Annotated in this window: 13 protein-coding genes; 10 read left to right on the plus strand and 3 right to left on the minus strand. The window is 45.0% G+C overall.

What is annotated here, in order from left to right:
• Positions 1-4 precede the first annotated feature (4 nt).
• Positions 5-655 (plus strand): type A chloramphenicol O-acetyltransferase, encoded by a 651-nt coding sequence (catA, locus tag M1D90_RS07400; RefSeq protein WP_023855348.1) that lies wholly within the window; start codon positions 5-7, stop codon positions 653-655.
• 82 nt (positions 656-737) lie between these two features.
• Here catA and M1D90_RS07405 read toward each other — a convergent pair whose 3' ends face one another.
• Positions 738-998 carry a YrhK family protein gene (locus M1D90_RS07405; RefSeq protein ID WP_456283284.1) on the minus strand — a complete coding sequence of 87 codons (261 nt, stop codon included), beginning with the start codon at positions 996-998 and terminating at the stop codon, positions 738-740.
• A 120-nt stretch (positions 999-1,118) separates the two neighbouring features.
• On the opposite strand from M1D90_RS07405, the gene M1D90_RS07410 reads away from it, so the two are divergent.
• From M1D90_RS07410 to M1D90_RS07440, 7 genes are all read left to right on the plus strand, one after another.
• Positions 1,119-1,577: a hypothetical protein gene (locus tag M1D90_RS07410; protein ID WP_026579215.1), complete on the plus strand. Its 459-nt coding sequence runs from the start codon at positions 1,119-1,121 to the stop codon at positions 1,575-1,577.
• Between the two features lie 404 nt (positions 1,578-1,981).
• Positions 1,982-4,768, plus strand: coding sequence for a sigma 54-interacting transcriptional regulator (locus tag M1D90_RS07415; RefSeq protein ID WP_023855344.1), 2,787 nt, complete (start codon positions 1,982-1,984; stop codon positions 4,766-4,768).
• Positions 4,769-4,968: 200 nt separating this feature from the next.
• Entirely contained in the window at positions 4,969-5,406 is a 438-nt protein-coding gene (locus M1D90_RS07420) for a mannose/fructose/sorbose PTS transporter subunit IIA (RefSeq protein ID WP_020452356.1), read from the plus strand.
• Complete coding sequence (locus M1D90_RS07425) at positions 5,406-5,897, plus strand: mannose/fructose/sorbose PTS transporter subunit IIB (RefSeq protein ID WP_023855343.1); 492 nt, start codon at positions 5,406-5,408, stop codon at positions 5,895-5,897. The genes M1D90_RS07420 and M1D90_RS07425 overlap by 1 nt, the downstream gene beginning before the upstream one ends.
• A gap of 18 nt (positions 5,898-5,915) precedes the next feature.
• Positions 5,916-6,719, plus strand: a complete 804-nt coding sequence (locus M1D90_RS07430; protein ID WP_020452354.1) for a PTS mannose/fructose/sorbose transporter subunit IIC — start codon at positions 5,916-5,918, stop codon at positions 6,717-6,719.
• A gap of 21 nt (positions 6,720-6,740) precedes the next feature.
• A complete protein-coding gene (locus tag M1D90_RS07435) occupies positions 6,741-7,568 on the plus strand; it encodes a PTS system mannose/fructose/sorbose family transporter subunit IID (protein WP_020452353.1) in 828 nt (275 codons plus the stop codon).
• Positions 7,569-7,697: 129 nt separating this feature from the next.
• Positions 7,698-9,731: a GH32 C-terminal domain-containing protein gene (locus M1D90_RS07440; RefSeq protein ID WP_023855342.1), complete on the plus strand. Its 2,034-nt coding sequence runs from the start codon at positions 7,698-7,700 to the stop codon at positions 9,729-9,731.
• A 37-nt stretch (positions 9,732-9,768) separates the two neighbouring features.
• Here M1D90_RS07440 and M1D90_RS07445 read toward each other — a convergent pair whose 3' ends face one another.
• On the minus strand, positions 9,769-10,563 hold the full coding sequence (locus tag M1D90_RS07445) for an SDR family NAD(P)-dependent oxidoreductase (RefSeq protein ID WP_026579216.1): 795 nt from the start codon (positions 10,561-10,563) through the stop codon (positions 9,769-9,771).
• A 226-nt stretch (positions 10,564-10,789) separates the two neighbouring features.
• Positions 10,790-11,170 (minus strand): hypothetical protein, encoded by a 381-nt coding sequence (locus M1D90_RS07450; protein ID WP_020452350.1) that lies wholly within the window; start codon positions 11,168-11,170, stop codon positions 10,790-10,792.
• 571 nt (positions 11,171-11,741) lie between these two features.
• Between M1D90_RS07450 and M1D90_RS07455 the strand changes: the two genes are divergently transcribed.
• Both M1D90_RS07455 and xynB read left to right on the plus strand, forming a co-directional pair.
• On the plus strand, positions 11,742-13,115 hold the full coding sequence (locus M1D90_RS07455; RefSeq protein ID WP_026579217.1) for an MFS transporter: 1,374 nt from the start codon (positions 11,742-11,744) through the stop codon (positions 13,113-13,115).
• A 52-nt stretch (positions 13,116-13,167) separates the two neighbouring features.
• Positions 13,168-14,769 carry a xylan 1,4-beta-xylosidase gene (xynB, locus tag M1D90_RS07460; RefSeq protein ID WP_020452348.1) on the plus strand — a complete coding sequence of 534 codons (1,602 nt, stop codon included), beginning with the start codon at positions 13,168-13,170 and terminating at the stop codon, positions 14,767-14,769.
• Positions 14,770-14,979 lie beyond the last annotated feature (210 nt).

Genomic DNA, 14,979 nt, shown 5'->3' on the forward strand with positions numbered 1-14,979 from the left:
AAACATGAATTTTCAAACAATCGATCTCGACACTTGGTATAGAAAATCTTATTTTGACCATTACATGAAGGAAGCGAAATGTTCTTTCAGTATAACGGCAAACGTCAATGTGACCAATTTGTTTGCCGTGCTCAAGAAAAAGAAGATCAAGCTGTACCCGGTTTTTATTTATATCGTATCAAGGGCCATTCATTCGCGTCCCGAGTTTAGAACAACTTTTAACGACAAAGGACAGCTGGGATATTGGGAACAAATGCACCCGTGCTATACGATTTTTCATCAGGACGACCAAACGTTTTCCGCCCTCTGGACAGAATACTCAGATGATTTCTCGCGGTTTTATCGTCAATATCTTCAGGATGCCGAGCGCTTTGGAGACAAAAAGGGCTTGTGGGCTAAGCCGGACATCCCGCCCAATGCGTTTTCAGTTTCTTCTATTCCATGGGTGCGCTTTACAAACTTTAATTTAAACCTAGATAACAGCGAACACTTGCTGCCGATTATTACAAACGGGAAATACTTTTCAGAAGGCGGTGAAACATTTTTGCCGGTTTCCCTGCAAGTACACCATGCAGTGTGTGACGGCTATCATGCCGGCGCTTTTATGAACGAGTTGGAACGGCTTGCCGCCGATTGTGAGGAGTGGCTTATGTGACAGAGGAAAGGCCGATAGGATTCGGCCTTTTTTATATGCACTTCTTAGCGGGTCTCCTGCCATCTCTCCCTGCTGTTTAAATTTACTCACGGGATTTGGAACGCCGGCTCTCAACAAACTTCCGGTAATGAAAATCATGAACCAAACGGATCGTCGGCCTGATTAACAGCTGAAAGCTGCCGATCACAAACATCCATATTCCCGCCGGCTTCAGTTCCTCGAAGAAAAAACAGAAGCTCCCGACAAGGAATAAAAGACCGATAAGAAAATCGTTTAATGTATGAAGAACTTTGTATCTTTTTTTGAAAAAGAGTTCGTATCGATCATTAAGGTTTTGCGGCATTGCTTGATCCCTCCAGTCCTTTTATTACCCTGCCGGAAGCAGGAGTGAAACGTCGGTATGCATAGGATTTATGAATAAGGAATAATATATGGGGACATCGACCATCGAGGAGTGAAAAATATGCGGCTATTCATATGTGCATTGTGCCTGTTCGGCATGATTGTTCCGACAATTGAAACAAAAGCGCTGACGTTTGAAGAATTGCCGGTTAAACAGGCTTCAAAACAATGGGAAGTTCAAATCGGTAAAGCCGAAGCAAAAAACGGAATGGCGAAGCCGGAAAAAGGTAGGTTTCATACTTATGCTGTCGAAATCAAAAACATTGGACACGATATAGCTTCGGCGGAAATTTATCTCTATCGGAATGAACCCAATTCTTCAACGAAATTTTCGCTTTGGAATATTCCTCACGACAATGCGGTCTCTTTAGCCAAAAGCTTAAATGACGGAAGCCCTGTCAAGCACCGGAATTTGCTATTGGCAGAGAATGCGACCGAATTGGAAGTGGACTTGATTTGGACGGAAAAAGGGAGCGAAGGCAGACTTTTAAAGGAATCGTTTATTTTCAAAGGGAGATGAATCATAAAGATAAGGCCGTTGAACCGTCAACGGCCTTTTTTGTGAAAGTTAAGGCAGCCGGTCGTTCGGCCAACATGGTATCGAAGTGAACGTTGATCAGCAGAGCTTTCACAAAACATTTACATTTAGAGAAAAATACAGGATGTTTTCACCAATATTTTCTCAATAATGATACACTATTGACAAGCTGCTACTTTGGGTGGGGTGTTTCTGTGGATGCTGATGAAGCAAAAACACCAGACTGTGTCATGAGAGCACGAACAAATCGATATAAAAGTAGGAGAGTCAGGATTGTCAATCTGTAAAAGATCTTTTTTTTATCCCGTGATTCGACTTTAAAGTTCTGAATCTTCAAGAAGTTTGCCGCCTTTTTGCTGATCAATCGAGAACAAAGGATGATACATATGAAAAGAATAGATAAAATCTACCATCAGCTGCTGGATAATTTTCGCGAAACGAATATCCATCAGCTTTTAAAGATACAAGGGAATTCGGCTCAAGAAATCGCCGGTCAGCTGCAAATGGAGCGTTCAAATGTCAGCTTTGAATTAAACAATCTCGTTCGTGCCAAAAAGGTGATCAAGATTAAAACGTTCCCTGTGCGCTATGTCCCGGTGGAAATCGTTGAAAACATCTTGAACATCAAATGGAACTCAGAGTTGATGGAGGTTGAAGAACTGAAGCGGCTGGCTGACGGCCAAAAAAAGCCGGCGCGCAACATGTCCGCCGATCCCCTCGAGCTCATGATCGGGGCCAAAGGGAGCTTGAAAAAGGCAATCTCTCAGGCGAAAGCGGCTGTCTTTTATCCTCCGCACGGCTTGCACATGCTGCTGCTCGGTCCGACGGGTTCGGGGAAATCGCTGTTTGCGAACCGGATCTACCAGTTCGCCGTTTATTCGGACATATTGAAGCCCGATTCCCCGTTCATCACATTCAACTGTGCCGATTATTATAACAATCCTCAATTATTGCTCTCGCAATTGTTCGGACATAAAAAAGGGTCGTTTACAGGTGCCGGCGAAGACAAAGCAGGATTAGTCGAACAGGCGGACGGGGGCATTCTGTTTATGGATGAAATTCATCGTCTCCCGCCGGAGGGGCAGGAAATGCTGTTTTATTTCATTGACAGCGGCACATACAACAGGCTTGGTGAAACAGAGCATAAGCGAACGGCAAAAGTCCTGTTTATCTGCGCAACAACAGAAAACCCGAGTTCTGCATTGCTGAAGACATTTTTACGGAGAATTCCGATGACCGTACATATTCCGTCGCTCGATGAACGGTCCCTTGGAGAAAGAGTGGAGCTGACAACTTTTTTATTGGGGAAAGAAGCAGAGCGGATCAAGAAAAACTTAAATGTTCATATCGACGTCTATAATGCATTGATTCATTCTGCAAAATTCGGAAATGTCGGGCAGCTGAAATCAAATGTGCAGCTGGTCTGTGCGCACGGATTTTTAAATAACCTTGACAAAGACGAGGTTGTTGAACTGACCGTCCGGGATCTTCCCGATGAGATCAAACAGGACTGGATGTCCAGCAGCAAAAATATCGAACGGAGCAAAATGATTTCTGAATACGTCAACATTACAACGATCATCTCTCCGATTGTGGAAGATGATACAACGAAAATCGATGACTCATTTAACTTATACCATGTCATAGAAGAAAAAGCGAAAATCCTGAATAAAGAAGGCTTAACAAAAAAACAAATCAATCAATATATTTTAACGGATATTCATTTGCACGTCAGAAGCTTTTTTAATCAGAAAATGCTTCAAAACCACAGCTTGCTCAAATTCGTTGAAGACGACGTGATTCAGATGACGAAAGAATTAAAGGAAGTCGCTGAACATGAGTTAGACTGCAAATTCGACCGTAAATTCATCTATTTCCTGAGCATGCACATCGCCGCATTTTTAAAGCGCGGAAAACAGATTGATGTTTTAAACCCGCAGGAAACAGATGAAATCAGGGAAACCCATGTGAAAGAATATGAGGTCGCACTGATTTTCAAAGATAAAATTCAAGCGTATTTTAAAGTAACCGTTCCGGAAATCGAAGTCATCTACTTGACGATGCTGATTCAGTCGATTAAATCATGGAAAGAAAACAAAAGGACGGGCATTGTCGTGGCGGCCCATGGAAACAGCACGGCGAGCTCTATGGTTGAAGTAGCCACTGAACTGCTGGGGAGCACCCCGATTGCTGCGGTTGATATGCCTTTGACCGTTTCACCTGCGGAAATCGTAAGCAGTCTGGCGGAGAAAGTGAAGCAGGTTGATGAAGGAGAAGGCGTATTAATGCTTGTCGACATGGGATCGCTTGCGATGCTGGAAACAAGGCTCGAACAACAAACGGGCGTAAAAATAAAAACGATCAGCAATGTTACGACATCGATGGTGCTTGATGCTGTCCGCAAGGTGAATTATTTGAATTTGAATTTGCACGCCATCTATGATTCGGTTACAAAGGATTTCATCGATTTATGGGCCGATAAACCGCGGGTCTCAGGCAAAAAGAAGGCGATCGTCTCCATTTGCACGACAGGCGGCGGAACGGCGAAAAAGCTCGAAGAGATCTTAACAGCAATCGTGAGCAGGACATCCGATGAACAAATCAGCATTTTGTCGGTGTCATCGATCAAATTAGCAAGCCGCATGAAAGAAATTGAAAAAACGTATGAGATCCTTGCCACGGTGGGCACGAAGAATCCTAAAATCGATGCTCCGCACGTGCCTTTAGAAGTATTGATTGAAGGCGAAGGAGAAAAAGTGATTCAGCAAGTGATTGGAAACGGCAATATCCCTGCGAGCGGCGGATTATCCGGTAAAAATGTGGTGGTGAAGGAGCTGTGCGAAGACAGCCTGAAAAAATATCTTGTCTTTTTGAATCCCTATCATATGATAGACATGCTGTTGGAGTGGCTTCAGACGGTTCAAGACGAACTGCGCATCACATTCAGCAACGCGGTGCTGATCAAAGTCATCATGCATACCGCTTTTGCTTTTGAAAGGGTGATCAAACAGAATCCGATCGCTTTTCCTGAGGAAGAAGAAATGAATGATCAGCTTCAAAACGTTCTTCACATCACAGAGAAAACATTAAAGCCTTACGAAGAAAAGCTTGGACTCGCGATCAGCGAAGATGAAAAAATATTTATCGCGACCATCTTTTCTGAAGAGTTATAGCTGTTTTCCATGAGCGATTTTTTCAGGTAAACCTGTATTAAGTGGAATCCCATTTTAATACAGGTTTATTTTTATGCTTGAATGTGTTTCAAACTTGAAAATCATTCGTCTTGAGATGCAGTGAAAGCGCTTAATACAACTTTGTTGGCACGATCCTTGCATTATAAATAAGCGAACGAAAAAAGAAAGGAGCAATGTACATGATTACAGTCATTATCAGCGGCCACGGAAACTTTCCCACAGCATTAAAAGAATCTTCAGGGATGATATTCGGAGAAGAAGACAGCCTGATCGCGGTGCCGTTTCTGAAAGGGGAAGGCATTCAGACACTGCAAGAAAAATATCATCAGACGCTGAAGGACATTCCGGAGGAACACGAGGTGCTTTTTTTAGTGGATATTTTCGGCGGGACGCCATACAACGCAGCGACTCCTTACATCGCGAAGGAGCGGAGATTCGATATGGCAGCCGGCGTGAACCTGCCGATTTTGTTAGAGGCATTGAGCTTGAGGGAGCATATGCCGCTCAAACAACTGCTGAACCAGTTGAAAAAGATGAGCCGGGAATGCTTCCAAATCTGCAGCGAACAATTGGAAAAATTCAGTCAGTCTAATCAGGGAAGAGAGGATGAATTGTAATGAAAATCGTTTTAGCAAGAATTGATGACCGCTTTATTCACGGCCAAGTATTAACAAGATGGATTAAAATCCACGCTGCTGACCGCATTATCGTCGTCTCTGATGAGGTGGCGCAGGACGAAATGAGAAAAACGCTGATCCTTTCTGTCGCACCTTCAAATGTGAAAGCCAGCGCCGTTTCGATCTCTAAAATGGCCAAAGCGTTTCACAGTCCGCGGTACGAAGATACGACGGCAATGCTGTTATTCGAAAATCCGGGCGACATTGTTTCTTTAATCGAAGCAGGTGTTCCGATCGAAACAGTCAATGTCGGCGGGATGCGCTTCGAGAATAACCGCAGGCAAATCACGAAATCGGTAAGCGTGACTGAAAAGGACATCAAATCGTTTGAACAATTGCACGGATTGGGCGTGAAGCTGGAACTGAGGCAGCTGCCGTCAGATTCGAGCGAAGACTTTATGCAGATTTTAAGAAACGCAATAAAATCCTAGAAGGAGGGTTCTAAAGCCATGTCAACGATTCAAATTATTTTGCTGCTCGTCATTGCAGCTATAACAGGTATCGGTAGTGTATTGGACGAAGGGCAGACACACCGTCCGCTGATTGCCTGCACGTTGGTCGGCCTGGTTCTCGGGGATCTGAAAACAGGCATCATTCTCGGCGGAACGCTGGAGCTGATGGCGCTTGGCTGGATGAACGTCGGTCTTGCAATGGCCCCCGATACGGCTATCGCTTCCGTGATTTCGACCATTTTAGTGATTACCGCCGATCAGGGAGTCGGTGAAGGGATTGCCGTCGCGGTGGCTTTGGCTGCTGCGGGTCAGGCGCTGACGATTTTCGTCAGGACGATCACCGTATTTTTAATTCACCGCGCCGACAAATACGCAAAGGATGGCAATTTTAAAGGAATTGAAATCATGCATATTACCGCCATGGCGTTTCAGGCGCTGCGCGTTATGATTCCGACATTGATTGTGGCTCTGATCAGTGTCAGCGCTGTTCAGGCGTTTTTGGGAAATATTCCGGACGTCATCACAAAAGGTTTGCAAATAGGCGGGGGCATTATCGTTGTTGTCGGATATGCGATGGTCATCAACATGATGAACATTCCGTATTTGAAGCCGTTTTTCTATATCGGTTTTTTGCTGGCCGCGTTTACCGATTTCAATTTAGTCGGCTTCGGTGCCCTCGGGCTTTGTCTGGCATTTTTATATCAGCAAGTGATGCAAAAAAATCATGCGCAGGGGGCGGTGGCTGCCGCCAGTGACAGCAGCGTGGCTGCTTATGATGATGACGATGATCTGGATGCTTAACTATTGAAGGAGGGACGAATAATGAGCACAGAAAAAAGGTTAACGAAGAAAGAGATTTTCAGTATGTTTATCCGCTCAAACTTTTTGCTCGGATCATTTAACTTTGAGCGTGTACAGGCGCTCGGCTACTGCTACGTCATGATTCCGGCGATCAAAAAATTGTACGGTCCGGGAGCGAAACGGAGCGAAGCGCTCCAGCGCCACTTGGAATGGTTTAATACGCATCCGTGGCTGACAGCGCCGATATTCGGCGTGACCGCTGCGATGGAAGAAGAAATGGCCAACAATAAAAAGATTGATGCCAAAGCGATTAATGGAATGAAAATCGGCTTAATGGGCCCGTTGGCAGGTGTGGGCGACCCGATTTTCTGGGGGACGCTGCGTCCCGTTCTGGCAGCCTTGGGAGCGTCGCTTGCTTTAAGCGGAAACATCGCCGGCCCGCTTTTGTTTTTCTTTTTAATCAACGCGATCAGGTTAAGTACAAAATACTACGGGTTAAAGTACGGATATGTGAAAGGCATGGAAATTTTGCAGGACTTGGTCGGGAACCGCATTCAGAAACTGACGGAAGGCGCTTCAATACTCGGGCTGTTTGTGATGGGAGCGCTCGTTTCCAAGTGGACGACGATCAATATCCCGATCGTCGTGTCGAGAATTAAAGATGATGCAGGCAAAGTCGATGTACAGACCGTGCAAAACATTTTAGACAGCATCATGCCGGGGGTACTGCCTCTAGGATTGACATTGCTCGCTGCCTGGATGCTTCGCAAAGGGGTGAATCCTCTTCTCATGATTTTCGGTATTTTTATCATCGGGATTGTCGGCTATTGGGCTGGCTTTTTGGCATAAAATGATTTAGTTGTTCTTTTCTTAGCTTTTGGAGAGGCAGGTCCATTCGGCCGCAAAAAGGGGGAGGCTGTTTGGACTTCCTGCCTTAACCGTCACTAAAAACCGTGTGAAGAAGAGGGGAGAAAAGGGATGAAAAAGAGAATGATTCAGATGGGGATCATAGGGGCTATGATGTTTCCGGAAGCCTTTTCCGCAGCTGCGGCCGACCCGGACTACTATAACGAGGATCATCGGCCCAAGTATCATTTCACGCCGGAAGCAAACTGGATGAATGACCCGAACGGGATGGTGTATTACGCGGGGGAATATCATCTGTTTTATCAATATCATCCGTATGGCTTGCGCTGGGGGCCGATGCATTGGGGGCACGCAGTAAGCAAAGATTTGGTCAAGTGGGAGCATTTGCCGGTCGCGCTGTATCCGGATGAAAAAGGGACAATTTTTTCGGGAAGCGCTGTCGTCGATCGGCATAATACAACAGGGTTTCAAACAGGGACGGAGAAGCCGCTCGTTGCCATTTATACGCAGGACCGGGACGGGGAACAAGTACAAAGCATCGCCTACAGCAATGACAAAGGCAGGACATGGACGAAGTACTCAGGCAACCCCGTCATTCCAAATCCGGGAAAAAGAGATTTCCGAGATCCGAAAGTCGTTTGGCACAAACAGACGAAAAAGTGGGTGATGGTGCTTGCGGGCGGCGACCGAATTTTAATCTATACATCGCCTGACCTGAAGCACTGGACATATGCGAGCGAATTCGGCGAAGGAGAAGGCAGCCATGGAGGCGTGTGGGAATGTCCGGATCTGTTTGAGCTTCCTGTAGAGGGCAGACCGAATGAAACGAAATGGGTGATGCAAGTCAGTGTTGGAGACGGTGCTGTTTCAGGAGGATCAGGCATGCAATATTTCGTCGGAAGCTTTGACGGCACAACCTTTAAAAATGAAAACCCGCCGAATCGCGTATTATGGACAGATTACGGCAAAGACTTCTACGCAGCTGTCAGCTGGTCTGATATCCCGCGGTCTGACGGGCGAAGGCTTTGGTTAGGATGGATGAGCAATTGGCAATACGCAAACGATGTTCCCACTTCCCCGTGGAGAAGCGCAATGTCTATCCCGAGAGAACTAAAATTGAAAGCGTTTTCCGAAGGGTTCAGAATTGTTCAGGCTCCGGTAACTGAGCTGAAGTCGATCAGGGGTGCATCGCAAATGTGGAAAAACAAGATCATTTCACCTCGAAACAGAAATTTTTTGAAAGCGCTGTCAGATAATGCGTACGAAATCAATGCGGAATTTCAAGTAAATACCGGAACTGCGGCCGAATTTGGCTTTAAAGTCCGAACAGGGGAAAACCAATATACGAAAATCGGCTACAGCAAAAACAGCGCTTCACTGTTCGTCGACCGAAGCCAATCCGGAAACGTCTCCTTTAATCCGAACTTTAACACCGGAAAGCATGCGGCCCCGCTGCAACCCGTCGGTGGGAAGGTGAAGATGCGCATTTATGTCGACCGCTCTTCAGTTGAAGTATTCGGCAACGACGGGAGGCAGGTGATCACCGACATTATTCTGCCCGACCGATCCAGTAAAGGGCTTGAAGTATACGCATCTAACGGGTTTGTCAAGCTGAATTCGATGACGGTTCATCCTCTGAAAAACGTATGGGGAACGTCACCCTTTCAATCGAATTTGACCGGCTGGACGACCGTAAACGGTGTATGGGCCGACACGATTGATGGAAAACAAGGGCGATCTGACGGGGATTCGTTCATTTTATCTTCAGCAAAAGGAACAGATTTCACATATGAAGCAGATGTCACGGTAAAGGATGGAAATGGCAGAGGGGCGGGTGCTCTCGTGTTTCGGGCCGACAAGGATGTTCAAAACGGATATCTTGCCAATGTGGATGCCAAGCATGATGTGGTGAAGTTTTTCAAATTTGAAAACGGCTCGGCCTCTGTTATTGCCGAACACCGCACACCGATAGAAACCGGCCGGAAATATCACCTGAAGGCGGTGGCCCGCGATTCCAACTTTCATATTTACTTGGACGGCCGATTGGTGATAAGTGCTCGGGATTCCACGTTTACCGAGGGAGCATTTGGCTTGAATGCATGGGATGCGACCGCAGTCTTCCAACATGTTTATGCTGATCGATAACGATGAAGCTGGAATGCCGGGCATTCCAGCCTTTCATTTAAAAGACGCTGCGGACCAATCCGCCGTCCGCCCGCAAGGCTGCACCATTGATCGGCGAGGAAAGCGGACTGCTTAAAAAGGTGACAAAGTGCGCGATTTCTTCCGGCCGAATCAGCCTTTGTATGATAGAGGTCGGCCGGTTTTCTTTCATAAACCGCCTTTCCGCTTCTTCGACCGTCAGGTTTTCATCCGGATAAAGAGTCTTCAGCATCGTTTCAACGCCTTCGGTTAAGGTTGAGCCCGGCATAACGGTATTGACAGTCACATTTGTACCCGTAGCAAGCTCTGCCAAGCTCCGGGAAATCGAAAGCTGCATCGTTTTTGTTGCGCTGTAATGCGCCATTTCCTGTGACGGCATAACCGCAGCTTCGCTCGCAATAAAAATGACCCGGCCTTCTTTTTTCTCGATCATGCTTTGCAAATATCTCCGCGAGAGCCTTACTCCGCTCATAATATTCACTTCGAAAAAGCGGAACCAATCCTCATCCGGAATCTCAAAATATTCCGCCGGCTCAAAAATTCCTAAATTATTAATGAGAATATCAACATGCGGGAACGCTGCTATTAGGTCTTGACACCCTTTCTCAGTGCCAAGATCATAAGGGGCCGGATGAAGAACAGCCTCGGGGAATTGGCCTTGCAATTCGTCTATTATTTGATTGACCTTGTCTTGCCGGCGTCCGTTAATGATGACAGACGCACCTTCTTTCGCAAGTGAAGCGGCAATCGCTTTGCCGATTCCGGACGTTGATCCGGTCACCAATGCTGTTTTTCCTCGTAAGTTCAGGTTCATCATGGATCCCTCCGTTTTCTTTTCAGTATAAACAGAACAATGTCATACAAAACATCATTCATGATTATGGAACAGAAGAACCCGAAACGGAAGTACGCACTTTAAAGTTATATAGGCACTTTTTTGTGCCCCCTCAGTTTAAAGAGGGGACCGTTTGTTTGACCAGGCAAAAAAAGCATCAAAAAACCGCCGTCTGTAAACGGCGGGCTTACTGTTTATGGGGAATTCAATCATAGCAAGTAACGGTGATGTATGTATCGTTCCCTTTAAACAGAACGAGTTCTGCTTTTTTGTTCGCGCCATCTGTAAAATCGCTGACATCGATCACCGGACTGTTGCTTTTCGGTCCGACGTAGATATTTTTTCTAACGATTTCGGGCGTGCTTCCCGCCCCGTCAACTTCATACAGCGTAAAAGTAAAGCCATAAAAGCTGTTGTTGTGAAAATAAAATTTCCCTCCGCCTGATTTAATGATCGGAGTCTGCGATGTCATGCCATATGTGCCGATATTATCCCATACACCGGAACCTGCTGCAGACGCAGAAGAAAAAGGCAAAAGCAAACACGCCAAAGTGAGCAGTAAGGCACCGATTTTGCTGAATTTCATGATTGGTCCTCCTTTTTAGTCACTACACTGGGGATTGTATCATTCATCACAGATGAAAGAATGAGGCATTGTTCCCTGAAAAATTGGGTTTATCTTTTTCATATGATGCACTTTTTGCGAACGGCATCCATAAATTGTGCTTTTATTAAGAAAAAAGGCCGATCATGGTGCTGCGGCGCTGTAACAAATGAAGCTGATATCCCATGAAGGCCTCCGCGGTTTTTCGAGTTTTTTTCTTTTGAAATTGAAATAGGCACTGCTAATGATTGACAACATTTTCAAACTGACTTAAACTTAGTTTGATGATTAAACTAAGTGTGTGCATAAGGAGTGGATGAAAGAGGGAGATCATTTTATGTTCTGATCAAAGCAACCTTCGAAATCTGATTCTTGAGAAAATTGAAAAATGGAGGTGATAAGATGACATAAACCTACAATCTAGTATTCGTGGTTGACGAGTGAAGCATCTGTCTCACTTCGGCTGAAAGGCCGCTTGCCAGGTTCAATGTATGCGCTTTCATAAAAACTTATCATAAAGCCGTTTTGAAAGGCTGTGGAGGAGGTAAGAATCATGACGGGTGGACATGTAAACCAAGTTAGTATGTATGAGAAATCCGGTTATGCTTCTGGAGATTTAGCATGTAATTTAATTTACACCACGGTTTCTACATATCTGTTATTTTTCTATACGGATGTTTATGGTTTATCAGCCGCTGCCGCTGGAACAATGTTTCTGATTGTTCGAATCATTGATGCGCTTGCCGATCCTTTTATCGGAACATTAGTAGACCGAACAAACAGCAGATTCGGGAGGTTTAGGCCGTATCTGCTGTTCGGCGCGTTTCCGCTTTCTGTACTTGCCATCCTCTGTTTTACAACCCCTGATTTTTCAGATACCGGAAAATTAATCTACGCTTATATCACGTATGTCGGTTTATCACTCACATATACAGCGATAAATGTTCCATACGGCGCATTAACCTCCGCGATGACGAGAGATAATCAAGAGGTCGTCAGCATTACTTCGGTTCGGATGGTCTTTGCCAATCTTGGCGGACTCATCGTATCTTTTTTTGTTCCTTTACTTTCTACTTATTTAGGTGATACGACAGGAAACACGGCTCTTGGCTGGCAGCTGACGATGAGCATGCTGGGGATAATTGGCGCCTGTCTATTAATCTTTTGTTTTAAAAGTACAAAAGAACGGGTCACTCTGCCAATGTCCGAAGAAAAAATTAAATTTTCCGATCTATTCGAGCAATTCCGGGTGAATCGTCCGTTAGTCGTTTTAAGCATTTTCTTTATCATTATTTTTGGCGTCAACTCGATAAGCAATTCCGTCGGCATCTACTACATGACGTACAATGTAGGCAGAGCCGATCTTGTGAAATGGTACGGCTTGCTTGGAAGCCTTCCTGCATTGGCCATCCTGCCGTTTATACCCCGAATCAATAAGTGGCTGGGAAAGAGAAAGCTATTAAATGCCGCTTTATTATTAAATATCATTGGACTTTTAGCCATTCTCATTGTTCCGCCAAGCAATGTGTTTCTGGTGCTCTTCTTTCGGGTCATTGCCGCAGTTGGAAGCGTGACGGCCGGGGGATATATGTGGGCGCTTATCCCTGAAACAATCGAATATGGCGAATATAAGACTGGGAAACGCTTGAGTGGATTGATTTATGCGATTATCGGCTTCTTTTTCAAGTTTGGCATGGCACTCGGCGGAATCGTTCCAGGACTCATATTGGAGAAGTTCGGCTATGCCGCAGGCCAGGTCCAAACACCTGAAGCGTTGACAGGGATATTATTAACGACAACTGTAGTTCCGGTTATTTTCCTTATATTGGCTATGATCGACATTAATTTTTACAATTTAAGCGATGAAAAATATGCAAAAGTCGTACGTGAATTAGAGAATAGAGATAAAGTGACTTGGACTCTATGAAGAATTTCAGTGGAAATATACATTTTAAAGACAACCGTGAGGAGGAATGAAGATGAAAATTATCAATCCGGTGCTTAAAGGTTTCAACCCGGATCCATCCATATGTAGAGTAGGGGAAGATTATTATATCGCAGTATCCACCTTCGAATGGTTTCCAGGAGTGCAAATCCATCATTCAAAAGATTTGGTGAATTGGCGTTTAATTGCACATCCGTTGCAGAGAGTTTCACAATTGGATATGAAAGGGAATCCCGACTCAGGCGGTGTATGGGCGCCTTGTCTAAGTTATAGTGAAGGAAAGTTTTGGCTTATATATACAGATGTAAAAGTTGTGGACGGAGCCTGGAAAGACTGTCATAACTATTTAGTTACTTGCGAAACCGTCGATGGGGATTGGGGGGAGCCGATTCAACTAAATAGTTCCGGCTTCGATGCTTCATTGTTCCATGATGTCGACGGAAGAAAATATTTGTTAAATATGCTGTGGGATCACCGGATCGGCCGCCATTCATTCGGAGGCATTGTGATGCAGGAATTTTCCGTGCGCGAAAAAAGGCTTATCCATCAACCGAAAATCATTTTTGAAGGCACAGATATTAAACTGACTGAAGCGCCGCACCTTTATCATATCGGGGATTATTACTATTTGTTGACAGCGGAAGGCGGGACCCGTTACGAGCATGCCGCCACAATTGCCCGTTCAAAACATATCGAAGGACCATATGAGATTCACCCCGACAATCCAATTTTAACGTCTTGGCACGAACCTCGGAATCCGTTGCAGAAATGCGGACATGCATCAATTGTGGAAACGCATACAGGTGAGTGGTATTTAGCTCACTTAACCGGGCGTCCTATTCATCCTGCTGATGACTCGGTTATTCACCAAAGAGGATATTGTCCTTTGGGAAGAGAAACCGCGATTCAAAAATTAGAGTGGAAAGACGGCTGGCCTTATGTGGCAGGCGGAAAAGAGGGGAGGGTGGAGGTGGAAGCGCCCCGCATATCTGAAACCAAGTTTCCATCGACATATCAGGAAGTCGATCAATTTGCTGATCGGACATTAAATATGAACTTTCAGACATTGCGGATTCCCTTTACGAAAGAATTAGGATCATTGACTGAAAGGCCGAATCATTTACGTTTATATGGACGTGAATCACTAACCTCTACATTTACCCAGGCGTTTGTAGCCAGGCGTTGGCAAAGCCTCCGTTTTACAGCGGAGACTGCTGTTGATTTCAACCCGGAGACCTTTCAGCAAGCCGCGGGACTCGTGAATTACTACAACACCGAAAACTGGACGGCTCTTCAAGTGACTTATGATGAAGACCTTGGGCGCATTTTGGATGTAACGATATGCGATAATTTTACATTCTCACAGCCGATAAAAGACAAAATTGTCATCCCGCGGGACATACAATATGTTTATTTAAGAGTAAATGTCGAATGGGAAACATATTATTACTCCTATTCTTTTAATAAAAAAGACTGGTATAAAATTGAGATCCCGTTGGAATCTAAAAAACTGTCAGATGATTATGTGCGCGGAGGAGGATTCTTCACCGGAGCTTTTGTGGGAATGCAATGCCAAGATACAAGCGGAGCACATCAACATGCCGATTTTGATTACTTTATGTACAAAGAGCTATGAGTCAACAAAATACCGCTCCCGACAATCGGGAGCGGTTCAAATTTGTTTTCTTCCCTTCCCATTTTAATGCCTCTTTCCTTCCTCGGTTAATTTAAAAGTTGTCATCCTCGCTCGCTTTGGGGTAAGTGAAACGCAAAAGGAGCAGATGCATTATGAACCTTTCAAATTAAACTTCATTACTAAACAATGATTACAGAAGGTGTTCACTAA

It is taken from the genome of Bacillus sp. JZ34, assembly GCF_053903205.1.